The 16,921-nt window shown below is 62.6% G+C and carries 16 protein-coding genes; 3 read left to right on the plus strand and 13 right to left on the minus strand.

Annotated features, from left to right (window positions below; genetic code table 11):
* Positions 1–66: 66 nt before the first annotated feature.
* The 3 genes from gad to purB form a co-directional block, all read right to left on the minus strand.
* The gene (gene gad / locus J2R99_RS13490) at positions 67–1,485 is read right to left on the minus strand and encodes a glutamate decarboxylase (RefSeq protein WP_307154957.1); all 1,419 of its coding nucleotides are present in this window, start codon (positions 1,483–1,485) and stop codon (positions 67–69) included.
* 100 nt (positions 1,486–1,585) lie between these two features.
* Entirely contained in the window at positions 1,586–2,134 is a 549-nt protein-coding gene (locus J2R99_RS13495) for an RBBP9/YdeN family alpha/beta hydrolase (protein WP_307154958.1), read from the minus strand.
* A gap of 41 nt (positions 2,135–2,175) precedes the next feature.
* On the minus strand, positions 2,176–3,483 hold the full coding sequence (purB, locus tag J2R99_RS13500; RefSeq protein WP_307154959.1) for an adenylosuccinate lyase: 1,308 nt from the start codon (positions 3,481–3,483) through the stop codon (positions 2,176–2,178).
* A gap of 229 nt (positions 3,484–3,712) precedes the next feature.
* Here purB and J2R99_RS13505 point away from each other — a divergent pair, with 229 nt between their 5' ends.
* On the plus strand, positions 3,713–4,333 hold the full coding sequence (locus J2R99_RS13505) for an HAD-IA family hydrolase (protein WP_307154960.1): 621 nt from the start codon (positions 3,713–3,715) through the stop codon (positions 4,331–4,333).
* 310 nt (positions 4,334–4,643) lie between these two features.
* On the opposite strand, the gene J2R99_RS13510 is transcribed toward J2R99_RS13505, so the two are convergent.
* The 10 genes from J2R99_RS13510 to pcaD form a co-directional block, all read right to left on the minus strand.
* Positions 4,644–5,132: an Lrp/AsnC family transcriptional regulator gene (locus tag J2R99_RS13510; protein ID WP_307154961.1), complete on the minus strand. Its 489-nt coding sequence runs from the start codon at positions 5,130–5,132 to the stop codon at positions 4,644–4,646.
* Between the two features lie 46 nt (positions 5,133–5,178).
* The gene (locus J2R99_RS13515; RefSeq protein WP_307154962.1) at positions 5,179–6,234 is read right to left on the minus strand and encodes a P1 family peptidase; all 1,056 of its coding nucleotides are present in this window, start codon (positions 6,232–6,234) and stop codon (positions 5,179–5,181) included.
* An 84-nt stretch (positions 6,235–6,318) separates the two neighbouring features.
* Positions 6,319–7,458: a branched-chain amino acid ABC transporter substrate-binding protein gene (locus tag J2R99_RS13520; protein ID WP_307154963.1), complete on the minus strand. Its 1,140-nt coding sequence runs from the start codon at positions 7,456–7,458 to the stop codon at positions 6,319–6,321.
* Positions 7,459–7,603: 145 nt separating this feature from the next.
* Positions 7,604–7,969, minus strand: a complete 366-nt coding sequence (locus tag J2R99_RS13525; RefSeq protein ID WP_307154964.1) for a DUF6867 family protein — start codon at positions 7,967–7,969, stop codon at positions 7,604–7,606.
* Positions 7,966–8,709, minus strand: coding sequence for an ABC transporter ATP-binding protein (locus J2R99_RS13530; RefSeq protein ID WP_307154965.1), 744 nt, complete (start codon positions 8,707–8,709; stop codon positions 7,966–7,968). The genes J2R99_RS13525 and J2R99_RS13530 overlap by 4 nt, the downstream gene beginning before the upstream one ends.
* Positions 8,706–9,719, minus strand: a complete 1,014-nt coding sequence (locus J2R99_RS13535) for an ABC transporter ATP-binding protein (RefSeq protein ID WP_307154966.1) — start codon at positions 9,717–9,719, stop codon at positions 8,706–8,708. The genes J2R99_RS13530 and J2R99_RS13535 overlap by 4 nt, the downstream gene beginning before the upstream one ends.
* Positions 9,719–11,170: a high-affinity branched-chain amino acid ABC transporter permease LivM gene (gene livM, locus J2R99_RS13540; RefSeq protein ID WP_307154967.1), complete on the minus strand. Its 1,452-nt coding sequence runs from the start codon at positions 11,168–11,170 to the stop codon at positions 9,719–9,721. The genes J2R99_RS13535 and livM overlap by 1 nt, the downstream gene beginning before the upstream one ends.
* A gap of 1 nt (position 11,171) precedes the next feature.
* Positions 11,172–12,098 (minus strand): ABC transporter permease subunit, encoded by a 927-nt coding sequence (locus J2R99_RS13545; protein ID WP_307154968.1) that lies wholly within the window; start codon positions 12,096–12,098, stop codon positions 11,172–11,174.
* 169 nt (positions 12,099–12,267) lie between these two features.
* On the minus strand, positions 12,268–13,524 hold the full coding sequence (locus J2R99_RS13550) for an outer membrane protein (protein ID WP_307154969.1): 1,257 nt from the start codon (positions 13,522–13,524) through the stop codon (positions 12,268–12,270).
* Between the two features lie 237 nt (positions 13,525–13,761).
* Entirely contained in the window at positions 13,762–14,547 is a 786-nt protein-coding gene (gene pcaD, locus J2R99_RS13555) for a 3-oxoadipate enol-lactonase (RefSeq protein WP_307154970.1), read from the minus strand.
* A 235-nt stretch (positions 14,548–14,782) separates the two neighbouring features.
* Here pcaD and J2R99_RS13560 point away from each other — a divergent pair, with 235 nt between their 5' ends.
* Entirely contained in the window at positions 14,783–15,703 is a 921-nt protein-coding gene (locus J2R99_RS13560; RefSeq protein WP_307154971.1) for an AAA family ATPase, read from the plus strand.
* Positions 15,700–16,914, plus strand: coding sequence for a vWA domain-containing protein (locus tag J2R99_RS13565; RefSeq protein WP_307154972.1), 1,215 nt, complete (start codon positions 15,700–15,702; stop codon positions 16,912–16,914). The genes J2R99_RS13560 and J2R99_RS13565 overlap by 4 nt, the downstream gene beginning before the upstream one ends.
* The last annotated feature ends 7 nt before the right edge of the window (positions 16,915–16,921 follow it).

Here is a 16,921-nt window from a genome sequence, read left to right on the forward strand (position 1 = left end):
AAGCGGCCGGCGATTACATACGTGTGACGCCTGATTTGATGCGGCGCGTGAAAATACTTTCGCGGCTTAAGAAGTTGCGCGTCCGCTGTGGTCGAAGCCACCGGCCTCGGCCCCCGTCATCGGAGCGGCAACCGGATGCTTCTGGAAAAACGCCAGCGCGTCTTTGATGTCGCGGAGGAGAAGTCTGCCGAGATCGGCGCTGAAGCCATGGCGGACGAGAATGCGCTGCACAGCGAGGTCTTCGCGCTCGTGCGGCATGGAATAGGCTGGAACCTGCCAGCCGCGTGTGCGCAGGCGATCGGCGAGATCGAAAAGCGTGAAGCCAGGCTCGAGGCCGGGCTTCATCGACCAGGAGACGGCGGGGATGCCGTCGGTGCCGCCTTTGTGGATCATCTCGAAGAGGCCGAAGCCAGCAATGGCCTCGGCAAGGGCCGCAGCATTGGCGTAACACGCCTCCTGCACGCGGCGGTAGCCTTCGCGGCCGAGGCGCAGGAAGTTGTAATATTGGCAGATGACCTCACCGCCGGGCCTGGAGAAGTTGAGCGCGAAGGTGGGCATGTCGCCGCCGAGATAGTTGACCCGGAAGACGAGATCTTCCGGCAGATCTTCGGCCGTGCGCCAAAGCGCCCAGCCGACCCCCAGGGGCGAGAGCCCGAATTTGTGGCCGGAGGCGTTGATCGATTTTACGCGCGCGAGGCGGAAGTCCCAGGCGAGGCCAGGCACCACGAAGGGGGCGAGAAAGCCGCCGCTTGCCGCATCGACATGCACGGGAATATCGAGCCCGGTTTCGTCTTCCAACGCGTCGAGTGCCGCACAGACGCCGGCAACGTCCTCATACTGGCCCGTAAAGGTGACGCCGAGTGTGGGAACGACGCCGATCGTGTTCTCGTCGCAGCGCTTGATCACCTCGTCGGGGGAGAGGATCAGCCGATCGCCCTGCATCGGGATCTCGCGCAGCTCCACATCCCAATAGCGGGCGAATTTGTGCCAGCAGACCTGCACCGGTCCGGTGACGAGGTTGGGTCGGTCCGTCGGCCTGCCGGCCTGCCGGCGCCTTTCACGCCAGCGCCACTTCATCGCCATGCCGGCAAGCATTGCCGCCTCGCTCGAACCGGTGGTCGAGCAGCCGACGGCGGCGCCGTCCGGGGCGTTCCAGAGATCGGCCAGCATGCGGACGCAGCGGCCCTCGATTTCGGCCGTCTGCGGGTATTCGTCCTTGTCGATGATGTTCTTGTCGGCCGTTTCCGCCATCAGACGGGCGACTTCAGGCTCCATCCAGGTGGTGCAGAAGGTCGCGAGATTCTGGCGCGAATTGCCGTCGAGCATGAGCTCGTCGTGGATCGCCGCATAGATGTGGCGGGGATCGTGTTCGGCCTCAGGCAACTGCATCTTTGGGAGCTCGCGGATTAAATCCGACGAGGCATAAATGTCGTCGATCTCCGACGAGGAGATTTTGTGCCGAGGCTTCTGGTCGTGGAGGGGCATATCGGCCTCCCTGGTGGCGCAGCGTCGTTTCGTCCGCAGAGCTTCGCCGCTTCGGGTTGCCAGAAAATGACCGGTCGCGGTTTTTGCGACCGGGAGGCCGTCAGAGCTGTCCCATCATGCGGGCGAAGACCATCAGGCCCTCCGGCCAGGGCCCGTGGCCGGAGTCTGAGTTCATATGCCCGGAATCGCCGCCGTCGATGAAAAGAGCGCCCCAGGCAGCGGCCCAGTCCTCCGACGTCTCGAAGGCGCAATAGGGATCGCTGCGGCTTGCGACGACCAGGGTGGGGAAGGGCATTGGCTCTCTTGGAACCGGGAGAAATGTGCGCCCCTCCGGGAGCTCGTCGCCGCAGAGATCAAAGTCTGGCGGGGTCACCAGAAAGGCCGCGCGCACCGCCGTACCAGAGAGATGCGCAGCCGCATGCACGATGGTGAGCGCGCCGGCGGAATGGCCGACGAGCACGACCGGTCGTTTGGCGAGCTTCACCGCGGCAATCAGATTGGCCGTCCAATCGGACCGGTCGGGTCGCGACCAGTCCTGCTCGATCATCTCCGCAGTCCCGATCTGCCTCGCCCAACGCGCATACCAATTGTCGGGCTTCGGACCGTAGAGGCCGGGGTGGATCAGAATATCGGCTTCGCGGGCTTTCATGCGCTCGGGACTCGGTGAGGCTTGGGAGGGCGTCGCGCAGCTCAGCTGGCGCCAAAGACGCGGGCGAAGATCGTGTCGACATGCTTGGTGTGGTAGCCAAGATCGAACATCGCCTCGAGCTCGGAAACCGGAATCTTTTGAGTCACCTCCGGGTCGGCCTTCAACTCCGACAGGAAGTCGGCGCCGCGCTCCCATGTCTTCATGGCGTGCTTCTGGACGAGGCGGTAGGAATCTTCTCGCGACATGCCGGCCTGGGTGAGGGCTAGCATCACGCGCTGCGAATTGTGCAGGCCGGCAAGCTTGTCGAGATTCTGCTGCATGCGCTCGGGATAGACGACGAGCTTCTCGATGACGCCGGCGAGGCGGGCGAGAGCAAAATCGAGCGTGATCGTGGCGTCGGGGCCGATCATGCGTTCGACCGAGGAGTGCGAGATGTCGCGCTCATGCCAGAGCGCCACGTTTTCCATGGCTGGTACGGAGAAGGCCCGCACCATGCGGGCGAGACCCGTGAGATTTTCCGACAGAACCGGATTGCGCTTGTGCGGCATCGCCGAAGAGCCCTTCTGCCCCGGCGAGAAATATTCCTCCGCCTCCAGCACTTCAGTGCGCTGCAGATGCCGGACCTCAGTCGCGACGCGCTCCACCGAGGAGGCGATGACGGCGAGCATGGCGAAGAAGGCGGCGTGGCGGTCGCGCGGGATCACCTGCGTGGACACCGGCTCCGGCTTCAGCCCCATTTTCTCGGCGACGTATTCCTCCACCTTCGGGTCGATATTGGCAAAGGTGCCGACGGCCCCGGAAATGGCGCAGGTAGCGATCTCCGCGCGTGCGGCAACGAGACGTTCGCGATTGCGGGCGAATTCCGCATAGGCCTGGGCGAGCTTCAGCCCGAAGGTCGTCGGCTCGGCATGGATGCCGTGCGAGCGGCCGATCGTCGGCGTATCCTTGTGCTCGTAGGCGCGCGTCTTCAGCGCCTCAAGCAGACGGTCGAGATCCGCGAGAAGGAGGTCCGCGGCGCGCGCAAGCTGCACCGACAGACAGGTGTCGAGAACGTCGGATGAGGTCATCCCCTGGTGTACGAACCGCGCCTCTGGCCCGACGATCTCCGAGAGATGCGTGAGGAAGGCGATGACGTCGTGCTTCACCTCGCGCTCGATTTCGTCGATGCGTTCCACATCGAAGGTGGCGGCGCCGCCCTTTTCCCAGACTTTTTCTGCCGCGTCCTTGGGCACACGTCCCATCTCGGCCATCGCTGAGAGGGCATGCGCCTCGATCTCGAACCAGATGCGGAATTTCGTCTCGGGCGACCAGATCGCCACCATTTCGGGGCGTGCGTAGCGCGGAATCATGGGAAGGCTCCTTCAATCGCCTTCCCGTTTAATGACGGTATGGAGCTGGGGCAACGGCAACGGCGCCGCTGGTGGCGCCTCCGGCCTCGCAACAGGGATGAAGGCAGGCGGATAACTGACGAGAATGCGCCTGCACGGGAAAATGTAAGCTGCGATTCTTGCGGGAACGACAGGGGATGGTAGAGGCGGAGGCGCCGGCAGCGGGTCGTCTGCTTGAAGGAGAAAAAGCGTGAAGCCGTGTCTCATGCTCGACGTCGATGGCGTTTTGGTCCACGGGCGTCCGAAGGGGGAGTCCTGGGTCGAGAACGTTGAACGCGATCTCGGTGTCACGCCGGAGATCCTGGAGACCTGCTTCTTCGAGCCCCACTGGGCCGATGTCATCGTCGGCAAAAAGCAGCTTATGGATGTGCTTGAGAGGTGTCTGCCGCCCGTGGCGCCCTGGCTCGCACCGCAGGACTTCGTCGATTACTGGATTGCGAACGACAGCGTTCTGGACGAGGACTTGTTGTCGGAGGCCGACGCTCTGCGCCGCCATGGGATGCTCGTGTTTCTCGCGACAAACCAGGAGCATATGCGGGCCCGCCATCTGATGGAGCGCCTTCGCCTTGCCGAGCATGTGGACGGGATTGTCTATTCGGCCGCGGTTGGTGCCAGAAAGCCCGAGCCGGCCTTTTTCGACGCCGCTTTGAAGCTGAGCGGAACGGCAGCCCGGGACACCGTTCTGGTGGACGATATGCGCGCAAATGTCGAAGCCGCCCGCGAGGCCGGTTGGCTGGCGATCCAATGGACGCGGGGCGGGAGCCTCATCCGCCGTCTTGGGGCGGAGTGCCGCTGCATCGCTGAGGTTTGAGGGCAGCGGTCAGAGAGTTTGAGGGCTTTCCGCGACCCTTGAGACAGCTCGGCGTTTTGTCTGCAATGTCACCATTCGGGAGCGTGCGTCCGTCTTCCAATCCAACGCGCGTCGAGCGGGTGATCGCAAAAGCGCGTTGGACGAAGTGACTGCCGGCGACATCAAAGCCATGCAAGAGAAGCGGGCGGTGAATATCTGCCGCTTCCCAAGACCTGCGTGGTCCCGGTTGCGACAGCGTCTGCCTCATCGGCCTCTCGTTCCTCGATTTTGATGAAAATGCAGAAGGGGGCGGAGATGTCGGAGGTCGCCCTTACGCCTCCCTGATCGGCAGGGACGGGGTGTCCTTCACGGTGGCGACGACAATGCGCGACTGCACATCGGTGACGAGTTCGTTGTCGAGGAGCTTGGAGCGCAGGAACCAATCATAGGTGTGGATGTCGGTCGTAACGATCTTGAGGAGATAGTCGACGGCACCCGTCACCCGCTCGCAGACGAGCACCTCCGGCCAGGAATTCACCAGCTTGTCGAATTTCTCCATGTTCTGTCGGCTCGGCACGCCGAGTTTGACGAAAGCGTAGGCGACGAAATCGAGCCCGACTGCGTTGCGTTCCACCAGCGCCACCACCGCGCGGATGATGCCTTCTTCTTTCAATCTCTTGATGCGCCGCCAGGCCGGCGTCTGGCTCATCCCGGCTTCGCGCGCGATGTCTGCCACCGATAACGAGGCATCACGTTGCATGATCCGCAGAATGCGGATCTCACCTGGGTCGAGTTCAATCTCCTGGGGGCTCTGAACCATTTTTTCTCCTCCCGCCGCGGAAGCTAATTTTCAGGTTTCCGGCCGCTCATCCCGCATTGCCAAAACGCCCTTTCCAGTTCGGGAGACGATCGCTTTCTGTTTCTGTCGCCCAATAGACGGCGCGAGCGACCGCTCGTGCCAAAACCGCTGGGGCGGCAGCACAAAGCTCCAACATCATGGAAAGGGGCTCCATGTTCGGATCAGTTTCAGCTTTGCCTGTGGACAATGCGAAGACCGTGTCGCCGTCGAAGGGTGTGTGGGCCGGATAGATCGACAGAGCAAATCCGTCATGTGCGACGATAGCAAGGCGCTTCGCCTGTGCCTTCGTCAAAGGCTGATCTGTCGCGATGACGGCGATTGTTGTGTTGGCGGCCGGCACCTGATCGAATTTCGTGATGCGCGCGGCGGTCTCCGGCGTCGCCGTGGCAGGAAAACCGAGGCCGCCGAATTCGTGGTCGACCTCAAACGGGGCGGCGCGGAAATGGGGGCCGTCGCCGAAAGTCACGGCGCCCACGGCGTTGACCGCGACGAAGGCGGCGATGGTGGCTCCCGAGGAGAGTTGCTCCCCGGCATGGCCGAAACCGCCTTTGAGGTTGGCGGTCGTCGCACCCGTGCCGGCTCCGAGAGTCCCCACTTCCACCGCTCCTGCTGGCGTAGAGGCCTGGGCGGCACTGCAGGCTCGATATGCCAAGTCGGGGTAGGGGTTGGCCGCAGCGGCCCGTTCTCTTGCCGGAAGAAAGCTTTTGTCGCCGCCATTGGCGAGATCGAACAAAATCGCTGTGGGAACGATCGGAACGCGAAGCCCCGCCACCTCGAAGCCGCGGCCATTTTCGGCAAGAAAAGACATGGCCCCGTCTGCCGCGGCGAGCCCGAAGGCGGAGCCACCAGACAAGACGATGGCATCGACTTCCGAGACGCTGGCTTCCGGTTCGGCAAGTCCGAGCTCGCGCGTTCCAGGCGCGCCGCCACCGATATGCGCGCTCATCACGGCAGGTTCATCCGGCAGGAGAACGGTGACGCCCGATTTCAGAGTTTCATCGGAAGCGTGGCCAATGCGCAGACCTGCCGGCATTCCAGAAAAGGGTACCGGATAACGATTCATGCCGGATCAAAACGCAGCAGCAGGCAAAAGAAAAGCCCCGGCGGAGATACCGCCGGGGCCGATCGAAAAAGCGGGTTAACGCGCTTACGATTTCTTCTCTTCGGTGGCTTTTTCGTCGCCGGCGTTGAGGTAATCGTAGGTGCCGTCGTGCCATTCGTAGAAGACGTAGCCCGGCAGCGACACGTCGCCCTTGTCGTCGAAGGAAAGTTCACCCAGCACCGTGTCGAAGGTGCCGGTGTTCAAAGCTTCATTGACTTCGTCATAGTCGGGCGCGCCGGCTTTTTCTGTCGCTTCAGCCCAGGCCTGAATAGCGGCGTAGGTGTAGAGCACGTAGCCCTCGGTCGGCTTGCCGGCATCTTCCAGCTTCTTCACGATCGGGGCGGCCGTCTCGCTCTTTCGCGGATCGGGCGAGAAGGTCATCAACGTGCCTTCGCCGGCATCGCCGGTGATGGCCCAGTATTCGTCGGTGACGAGGGCGTCGCCGGAGATCAGCTGCACATCCATGCCCTGATCCTTCATCTGGCGCGCCATCAGGCCGGCTTCGGTGTGATAGCCGCCGACATAGAGAACGCCGATGCCTTCCTGCTTCAGCTTGGAAACGAGGGCCGTGTAGTCCTTTTCACCGGCCGTGTAGGCCTCGTACATGTCGGCCTTCTTACCGGCCGCTTCCATCGACGCCTTGGTTTCGTCGGCGAGACCCTTGCCGTATGCGGTCTTGTCGTGGATGACGGCGACCTTCTTGTCCGGATAGTGCTCGGCGATGAATTCGCCGGCGACCTTGCCCTGCTGGTCGTCGCGGCCGCAGACGCGGTAGGTGCCGCCATCCGGGTTCGGGCGCTCATCGGTGAAGGTCGGATTGGTCGAAGCCGGTGAGATCTGAACGATGCCTTCTTCCGCGTAGACGGCGGAAGCCGGAATCGACGAGCCCGAGCAGAAATGGCCCGCTACGAAGACCACGCCCTTGCCGGCCATCTGGTTGGCGACGGCCACAGCCTGCTTCGGGTCGCAGGCGTCGTCGCCGACTTCAAGAACGAGCTTCTCTCCGAGAACGCCGCCCTTCTCGTTGATATCTTCCACCGCCTGCTCGGCGCCAGCTTTCATCTGCTCGCCGAAAGAGGCGTATTGGCCGGTCATCGGTCCGACCGTGGCGATGGTGATGTCGGCCCATGCCGCACCCGTCATTGCGAAGCTCAAAGCGACGCTTGCCAACATTGCTTTTTTCAATGGATTCTCCCTCTTTCTTAGATGGCACCATGATCTAGAAGACCCGCGGTGCGCGTGCGGGTGATTGAGGCGAACCTCAATTGTCTCGATCTAAGCTCATTTTTCTCTCGGATGGTACGGCTTTCGCCAGCATCCTCCTGCATGCCTAGACCCTGGGTTTCCAGCCAAACGGTCCTGAGCGATCGTAAAGGAAACTATACTGCTCGCTCATCTGGTGCGAGCGATTCATCTGCCGGGCCGCGGCTGCAATCAGCATCAACGCGATGAAGTCGACGACGTAATAGTGAAGACCCGTCGCAAAGCCCGCGGGCGGCAAGAAAAACGTGCCGCCGAACAGGCTGTAATGGATGAAGCGTACTGCCAGGGACAGAAGCGCAATATAGACGGCGAGACGCAGCCAGGAGCCCCAGGTGAGCGCGACAGCGCGCCCCGTCATCCAGGCTGCAAGCCCGCCGAGCACGAGTGTGACGAGCGTGAATTCCGTGAGCGAAACTTCCCAGATCAGATTCATTCGGCCGCCTCTTTTCTGCCGCCCTCAAGATAGGCTGCACGAACTTCCGGGCGTGCCAGAAGCTCTGCCCCCGTGCCCGACATCGTGATCTGCCCGTTGACCATGACGTAGCCGCGGTGGGCGAGGCGCAGGGCATGAAACGCGTTCTGCTCGACGAGAAAGACCGTCAGACCTTCTTCGCGATTGAGCTCCTTGATCACTTCGAAGATCTGTTTGACCACCATCGGGGCGAGGCCGAGGGAGGGTTCGTCGAGAAGCAGCAGGCGAGGCCGGCTCATCAAGGCGCGCCCGATCGCCAGCATCTGCTGTTCGCCGCCGGACAGCGTGCCCCCGCGCTGGTGCTGGCGCTCCTTGAGGCGCGGGAAAAGATCGAACACCCGCTGAAGGTCAGCATCGAAGCTCGCGCCGTCGGTGACGAGAGCGCCCATCTGCAGGTTCTCCATCACCGTCATGCGCGGGAAGATGCGACGGCCTTCCGGAGATTGCGCGATGGAGCGCTGCATGATGTCATGCGTCGGCAGATGGGTGATGTCCTCGCCAGCATAGACGATGCGTCCCTTGCGGGCCTGCGGATTGCCGCAGATCGTCATCATCAAGGTGGACTTGCCGGCGCCATTGGCACCGATCAGCGTCACGATCTCACCTTCGAAGACGGCGATATCCACGCCGCGCAGGGCGATGATGTTGCCGTAATAGGTCTCGACGCCTTCAACGGCGAGAAGCGGATTTTGGGCCGTCATGGCTTCGTCTCCTGCTCGCCCGCGGGCTCGCCGTCAGATGTCGTCTGCCCAGCCGCCGCGGCAGCTGCGGCTGCCGCTACCGCCTCGGCCTCGGCGACTTCCTCGTCCTCGACGCCGAGATAGGCGGCGATCACCGAGGGATCGTTCCTGACGTAGTCGGCAGAACCGTCGGAAATTTTCTCGCCGTAATCGAGCACGACGACATGGTCGGAGATCTCCATCACCACGCCCATATCGTGTTCGATCAGGAGAACGGACGTGCCGGATTCCGATCGGATGAACTGAAGCAGCTCGTTGAGCTCGCTCGATTCGCGCGGATTGAGGCCCGCCGCCGGCTCGTCGAGGCACAGAAGCTGCGGGTCGGTGCACATAGCGCGGGCGATCTCAAGCCGGCGCTGGTCGCCATAGGGCAGGGCGGCCGCGGGTTCGTCGGCGCGCTCCTTCAGGCGAATGTGCTCCAGCCAATAGACGGCCTTGTCGATCGACTTCTGCCTTGCCTTGCGAAACCCCGGCAGGTTGAAGATCCCGCCGATGGTGAATCCCGACGCGGCCATCAGCGCGTTGTGTTGGGCGACGAGTAGATTTTCCAGAACCGTCATGCCCCCGAAGAGGCGAATGTTCTGGAAGGTGCGGGCGACCTTTGCATCCCGTGAGATGCAGAAATCGGGCATCCGCTCCAGCAGGAAGATCGCTCCCTCGGCGGTGCTCATCGATTGCTCGCCGCTCTCCGTCAGCTTGCGGACCTCCGCGTCGGAGATGGTGTTGCCGTGGCGCATGATGATCCGCCCTTCGGTCGGTTTGTAGAACCCGGTGACGCAGTTGAAGACCGTCGTCTTGCCGGCACCGTTTGGTCCGATGAGGGCGGTGATATCGCCCCGACCGACGTTGAAGGAGAGATCGTCGACGGCCACGAGGCCGCCGAAGCGCATGGTCAGGTTTTCGACCGTGAGAACCGGGTTGTCGTCCCAGCGTCCCGGCTCGCTGACATTGTCTTTGAGTGCTGCAGACATCAGTGGCCCTCGCCTTGAGCGACCATATCGGCGCTGATCGTCTGACGTTCCTTCAAAATGGCGGACGGCTCGCGCGTTGCGATGAGGCCGCGGGGACGCCAGACCATGATGATCACCATCAGGAGACCGAAGATCAGCATGCGGTATTCGGCGAAATCACGGAAGAGCTCGAAGCCGCCGATCATGACGATCGAGGCGATGACGACACCCATCTGCGAACCGAGCCCGCCGAGTACCACGATCGCCAGAATAAGCGCCGATTCCATGAAGGTGAAGCTTTCCGGCGAGATGAAGCCCTGACGTGTGGCGAAGAAGGCGCCGGCAAAGCCACCGAACATGGCGCCGATGGCAAAGGCCGTCAGCTTCGTATTGGTGGTGTTGATGCCGAGAGAGCGACAGGCGATCTCGTCTTCGCGCAGCGCTTCCCAGGCACGTCCCAGCGGCAGTTTGCGAAGCCGCAGCGTCACCAGGTTGGTGATCATCGCAAGCGCCAGGATGATGTAGAAGAAGTAGGCCTGCTTGTAGGCGGAATCGTAGGCGAAGCCGAGGAGGCCTGGCAGATTTTCGGCTCCGCGTTTGAATTCGAGGCCGAAGAATGTCGGATCCGGAATGCCGGAGATGCCGTTCGGTCCGCCGGTGAAGGTGTACCAGTTCAACAGCACGACGCGGATGATCTCACCGAAGGCGAGCGTGACGATGGCGAGATAATCGCCTCTGAGCCGCAGCACCGGGAAGCCGAGAATGAGGCCCCAGCAAGCCGCCAGGAGGCCCGCGATCGGAAGAGCGAACCAGAAGCCGACTTCGAAGAACTGCGCGAACAGGGCAAAGGAATAGGCGCCCACCGCGTAGAAGGCGACGTAACCGAGGTCGAGCAGGCCGGCGAGGCCAACGACGATGTTCAGCCCCCAGCCGAGCATGATGTAGGTCAGAACGAGCACGCCGAGATCGATGAATTGCTTATCCTTCATCGGGAAGAGCGCGAGGATGATGACCGGGTAGAGGACGGCCGCCACCAGTGCCAAGACGCCGACCGATTTCGAATGGCGGGCGAAATGCTCAGATAAGGGCGTGCCTTCGCCGGAGCCGAAGGCACGCAGAAGAAGCGGCCGCGTTCCAGCCTTGGTGGCCGGCCGCCACAGCAAAATGCGAAAGGCGAGACGGCCGACGAAAACCACGACGATGGCGGTGCCGAAGGCTTGCCAGCGGGTGGTCAGGTCCAGTCCGCCGATCTCGATGTCGGTGCGGAAGCCGATGAAAAAGAGGAAAAGAGCGGCTGCGATCGCGGCGGCGATGGCAGCGTCCTTCAAGGCAGCGGCGATTGCGGAAAGACGCTGCGGTTCTTCGACGAAGGGGGGCTCACCGGCATAGCCGGCGACGCGCTGTTCCCACTCCACCAAGGCGCCCGGCGCCTGCTGTTCGTCGGCGCTGCCTGCCTGGTTTGTGTTGGACATGTCAGACTTTCTCGACTTCCGGTTTGCCGAGGAGCCCGGAGGGCAGGAAGATGAGCGTGATCGCCAGGATGGAGAAAGCCGCCACGTCTTTGTACTCGACCGAGAAATAGCCGGACCAGAAGGTCTCGATGAGACCGATGGCGAGGCCTCCGAGCATGGCGCCGGGCAGTGAGCCGATGCCGCCGAGAACCGCCGCGGTGAAGGCTTTCACGCCGGCGATGAAGCCGATGTAGAAGTCGATCACGCCGTAGTAGAGCAGGAACATGACGCCGGCGACGGCGGCGAGGGCTGCCCCCATGACGAAGGTCAAAGAGATCGTGCGGTCGACATTGACGCCCAGCAGCGAGGCCATTTTGGCATCCTGCTCGCACGCCCGCTGAGCACGTCCGAGCGAGGTCTTGGAAATCAGCATCGAGAAGCCGGCCATCAAGACGACTGTCGTGACGATGATGATGATCTGCATGTAGGAGAGCTGCACCACGATGCTGCCGGTCTCCGCATTGCCCTGCATCAGGGTGATACCGCCGGTGATCTGTGGCGGCAGCGGCTTGACGCGCGCACCTTGCGTCAGCTGCACGAAGTTCTGCAGCGTGATCGACATGCCAATCGCGGTGATGAGCGGCGCCAGACGGAAGGAGCCCCGAAGCGGCCGGTAGGCCAGGCGCTCAACTGTCCATCCCCAGACGGAGGTGAAGATCATCGCGATGATGAGGACTGCAAGCAGGATGAGCGGCAGTGCCGTCACTCCGATTGCCAGCATAATCAAGAATACGGTGAGGGCGATGAACGCACTCACCATAAAAATATCGCCGTGGGCGAAATTGATCATGCCGATGATGCCGTAGACCATCGTATAGCCGATGGCGATTAGGCCGTAGATCGAACCGAGCGTGACCCCGTTGATCAGCTGCTGAACGAAATATTCCATCGTTCTTTAATTGTACCCCTCTTATGGCCATTATTTTATTATTGGCTCACGGCCGAGTGCGGAACACTCGAACGCCAAAGAGGTCAATCGTTTAGCAAGCCCTTACACTGTGCACAATATGTGGCTGTGGACGGTGTGACGGTTTCGACGAAAGTCTGAAATATTCAGATTATGGAAGACGAACGGCGATGCCGGCGCGCACCGTGTCTACGGAGGGTTCAAAGCTCGCAGCACCTGCGACGACGTCGCCGGTCACGTCTTCGAATTCGTCATGAAGATACTCGAGCCGCCCGAACACGTGATCGGTAATGGCGACATCGACACCTGCGCCGATCGTCCAGCCTTTTGCCGGCTCGACATTGAGTGACGAGGTGCCTTCCTGTTGGAAGTGGACCTGAGTGATGGCGAAACCACCCGCGAGGTAAGGCAGGAACCGGTCCCAGGCGTAGCCGATACGGCCGCGCACATGCGCGTCCCACATCGGTTCCTTGTCGAGGGTCACACCGACGATCGTCGTGCTCGATTCGCCCTGGCGCAGGCTGAGATCGGCGTCGAGACCCGTGACGACATTGCCGAACTGGTAATTGGCGCCGAGGAACATGCCGGTGCCGAAGCTGCCGTCGCTCGCATCGTCGCTGCCGAGGCCGGCAATTGCTGCGTCGTCCTGGAGCAACGCGGCGCTGATCATCGCGCCGCCGTAAAAGCCCGACCAGGTGTTTCCGGGCCTCGTCAGGAAGCTTTCGGGATAGGCCTTAAAGCCGTTGCCGAGAGCGAAGATGATGGCGCCACGAAATTGCTGCGCCTCCGGCTCGAACCTCGTCGAGCCGCCGCTGAAGACGTAATCCTCGGCGCCGAACCTGGTGTAGAGGTATTCGGCACGCAGGCGGATTGGGTAGAAGACCGCGACTTCGAGACCGGCGCCGACCGACCAGCCGAGATGGCGGGTCACATCGCCCTCGGTCATCGGCGCGAGCGAATGGCCATGGATTTCCGCCACGCGGCCGCCAGCCATGACGTACGGCATGAAGCGGCCCCAGGTATAGCCGAGGCGCCCATAGACGCCGGCATCCCAGATGTAATCGCTGCCCACAGAGACCGATGCATTTTCCGTCTTCGTCTCGTGGATGGTGATGTCACCTTCCAGGCCTAGGACGACATTGCCGAAGAGCCAGTTGTAGCCGCGCAGTCCGCCGCCGGAAAACCCGCCATGGTCGCTCATGGAGAAGTCGGTGCCGGCGGGGGTCCGTCCGTCGATATTGTCCGAAGACCAGCCGAAATGCATGCCGGTGTAGAAGCCCTCCCATTGCGACACGGATACCGGTGAGGTGACCGGAACATAGGGCGCGGGAGCTTCCGGAAGATCAGCGGCGAGAGCGGGAGTTGCGAGGACGACCATGCCGAAGACGGCTGTTCCAAGACCACGCATCCAAATCCCCTCAATCTTCCGCGAATTTCGCAACGGAGGGCAGCTATCTCCCCCCAACGCCGGGCGTCAATTGAACGGGCTCCCCGGGGTGCAGTTCACGAAACGGTGTTGCCGATCGGCCATAGAGGCCGCGAAGCTGGTCCACAGACCTTCTGACCTCACCCGCTGCGCAGGGAGGGGGCGGCGAATTTTGCCGTCCCCCGTAGCACAAACGCCGATATCTCTGGCGACCCTCGCTCAGTTTTCGCGGAAATACGAGAAGACGGCGCGGTTGAATTCCGCTGGAGATTCGACGGCCGACAAATGCGCCGCGTGCACGATCTCCTTGCGGGCACCCGCGATGTTGTCGGCGATGAGTTCGCCGTCCTGGGGAGGCGTTGAGGGATCGCTGTCGCCGATGAGGACCAGGACGTCAGCCCTGATCGAGGAAAGGGTCGGGCGCAGATCCATGTCGCGGATCGCGGCGCTGCAGCCGGCATAGCCGGCGGGTTCGGTTGCGCGGATCTGCTCGGCGATACGCTCGACCTCATCCGGATGGTCACGCCGAAAGCCGGCCGTGAACCAGCGTTCTGTGATGCCCCCGACGAGCGCCTCCATGCCGTTCTCGGTGACGGCCTTGATGCGCTCGTTCCAGAGATCGGCCGGCGGCATGTGGGCGGAGGTGTTGCAAAGAGCGAGTTTGCCGAACCGCGCCGGGTGATCACGCGCCACGACGATGCCGGTCATGCCGCCCATGGAGAGGCCGCAGAAATCGGTCTTTTCGATCTTCAGCAGGTCCAAGAGCTCGACGACGTCCTGGCCGAGGCGTTCCATCGAGAAGGCTTCTGCCGGGACGGGCGAGCGGCCGTGCCCGCGCTGGTCGTAGCGGATGACCCGAAAATCGGCCTCCGCCTCGTCGACCTGGGCGTCCCACATGGCGAGGTTGGTGCCGAGCGAATTGGAAAAGACGAGGGGCGGCGCCGAGCGGTTGCCGGCTTCCTCATACCAGATGCGGGCTCCATCGCTTAACTCACAAAACGGCATTCGGATTCTCCTTTGCGCGATTGTCGTGGAACGAGAAGGGTTTGGGGGGCAGGTCTGAGAGTTCGATTCCGCTTTCAGCCGCCGGCGAAACGATCCTCTCGTCGCTCGGGCCGGTCGCAGACTTAGGCTGGGCCTGCGGCATAGGAAAGGCGGCTCGGGCGTTTTCATCAGGCGGATGGTCTGGGGAGCGGCTTGATCTATACTGATAGCGAGAGCCCAAGCCGATAGGAGCCCCATGTCCGTCCGACCCTTGCCGCAATCGATCGACGAGACGCTCCAGCTTTTGAACGGTGCCGGATATGTCGCCGACCGTTCGCTCGCGACCGTCCTCTTCCTGTCGCTCAAGATGGGCAGGCCGCTTTTCCTGGAGGGCGAGGCGGGCGTCGGCAAGACGGAAATCGCCAAGGTGTTGTCGAAGACACTCGATCGCCGTCTGATCCGTCTGCAATGCTACGAAGGCCTCGACGTCGCCAGCGCCGTCTATGAATGGAATTACACGGCGCAGATGATCGAGATCAGGCTCGCCGAGGCAGCCGGCGACAGCGACCGGCGTATGCTTGCCGATGATGTCTTCTCCGAGCGGTTTCTCATCAAGCGCCCGGTCCTGCAGGCGCTGGAGCCGGATTTGAATGGGCCGCCGATTTTTCTCATCGACGAACTCGACCGCGCCGACGAGGCATTCGAAGCCTTTCTCCTGGAGGTTCTTTCCGACAATCAGGTCACGATCCCAGAGATCGGGACGATCCGCGCTCCCGAGCCACCGGTGGTGGTGGTGACCACAAATCGGACACGTGAGATCCACGACGCTCTGAAGCGGCGCTGTCTCTATCACTGGGTCGACTATCCGGATGCCGAGCGGGAACTGCGCATCGTCAACGAGCGCGTGCCGGGTGTCCGCGAGCGGCTTGCCCGTGAGGTCGTCGGCTTCGTGCAGCGGCTGCGCCGGGAAGACCTCTTCAAGAAGCCGGGCGTTGCGGAGACGCTCGACTGGGCGAGCGCGCTCACCGAGCTCGACATGGTGGCGCTCGATCCGGAGGTGATTTCCGATACGCTCGGCGTGCTTCTCAAATACCAGGACGATATCGGTCGGATCGAGGGCAGCCGCTCGAAGCAGCTCCTGGACGAGGCGCGGGCCGAGCTGGCCGCTGCCGAGTGACGACGGGTCGCGCCGTGACGGAGACAGGCGGCAAAATTGCCGACAACATCGTTTATTTCGCACGGGCGCTTCGACGTGCGGGCCTGCCGGTCGGCCCGGCTGCGGTCGTCGATGCGATCCGTGCGGTCGAGGTCGCGGGCATTTCTTCGCGCGACGACTTCTACTGGACCCTGCATGCGGTTTTCGTGAACAAGCGCGCCGATCGCCCGGTCTTCCATGAAGCGTTCGAGCTGTTCTGGCGCGAGCGTGGGCTTGTTGAGAAGATGCTGGAGCTCTTGTCGCCTGTGGCACCGCCACGGCCCGCGGAGACGGAAAAGCCGAAGCCCGGGCAGCAGCGCGTCGAGGAGGCGATGCAGGCGCTGAAAGAGCGCCGCGAGGAAGAGGTCTTTCCCGAAATCGAGATCGACGCGCGCATGACGGTGAGCGAGAAGGAGATCCTGCGTCGCAAGGATTTTGCGCAGATGAGCGCCGAGGAGATCGCCTCTGCGATGCGTGCGCTCGCCTCCCTGCAATTTCCCGACGATCAGATCGTGACCCGGAGGCTCGTTGCGGCCACGCGGGGTAAGGTCGATCCGCGGCGTACGGTGCGTGCCACCATGCGCTCGGCCGGCGATCTGATCCTGCCGCAGGCACGCAAGCGCAAGGTGCAGGAGCCGCCGCTCGTGGCGCTTGCCGACATTTCCGGCTCGATGAGCGAATATTCGCGCGTGATGCTGCATTTCCTGCATGCGCTGTCGTCGCGCCGAAAAGTCTACTCGTTCCTCTTCGGGACGCGGCTCAGCAACGTGACACGGCAGCTGCGCTACAAAGATCCCGACGAGGCGCTTGCGGGCTGCTCCGACGCGGTCGTCGACTGGTCGGGGGGCACGCGCATCGCCGACGCGTTGCATGTCTTCAACCGCGACTGGTCGAGACGGGTGCTGGGGCAGGGCGCGACGGTGCTTCTCATCACCGATGGGCTGGAGCGGGAGGAGGGAGCGGATCTTGGGGCAGAGGCTGCAAGGCTCGGCCGCTCCTGCCGTCGTCTGATCTGGCTCAATCCGCTCCTGCGTTTTGAACATTTCGAAGCGAAGGCCCGTGGCATTCGCGCGATTCTGCCCCATGTCGATGACTTTCGGCCGGTGCATTCGTTGGAGGCGATCGAGGATCTGGTGAAGGCGTTGTCGACACCGGCAAAGAGGCCGCGCCCGGCATTGCGACGGGCCGCCTGAGGGAGAG

This window comes from Rhodopseudomonas julia (genome assembly GCF_030813515.1).
Classification (GTDB): domain Bacteria; phylum Pseudomonadota; class Alphaproteobacteria; order Rhizobiales; family Afifellaceae; genus Afifella; species Afifella julia.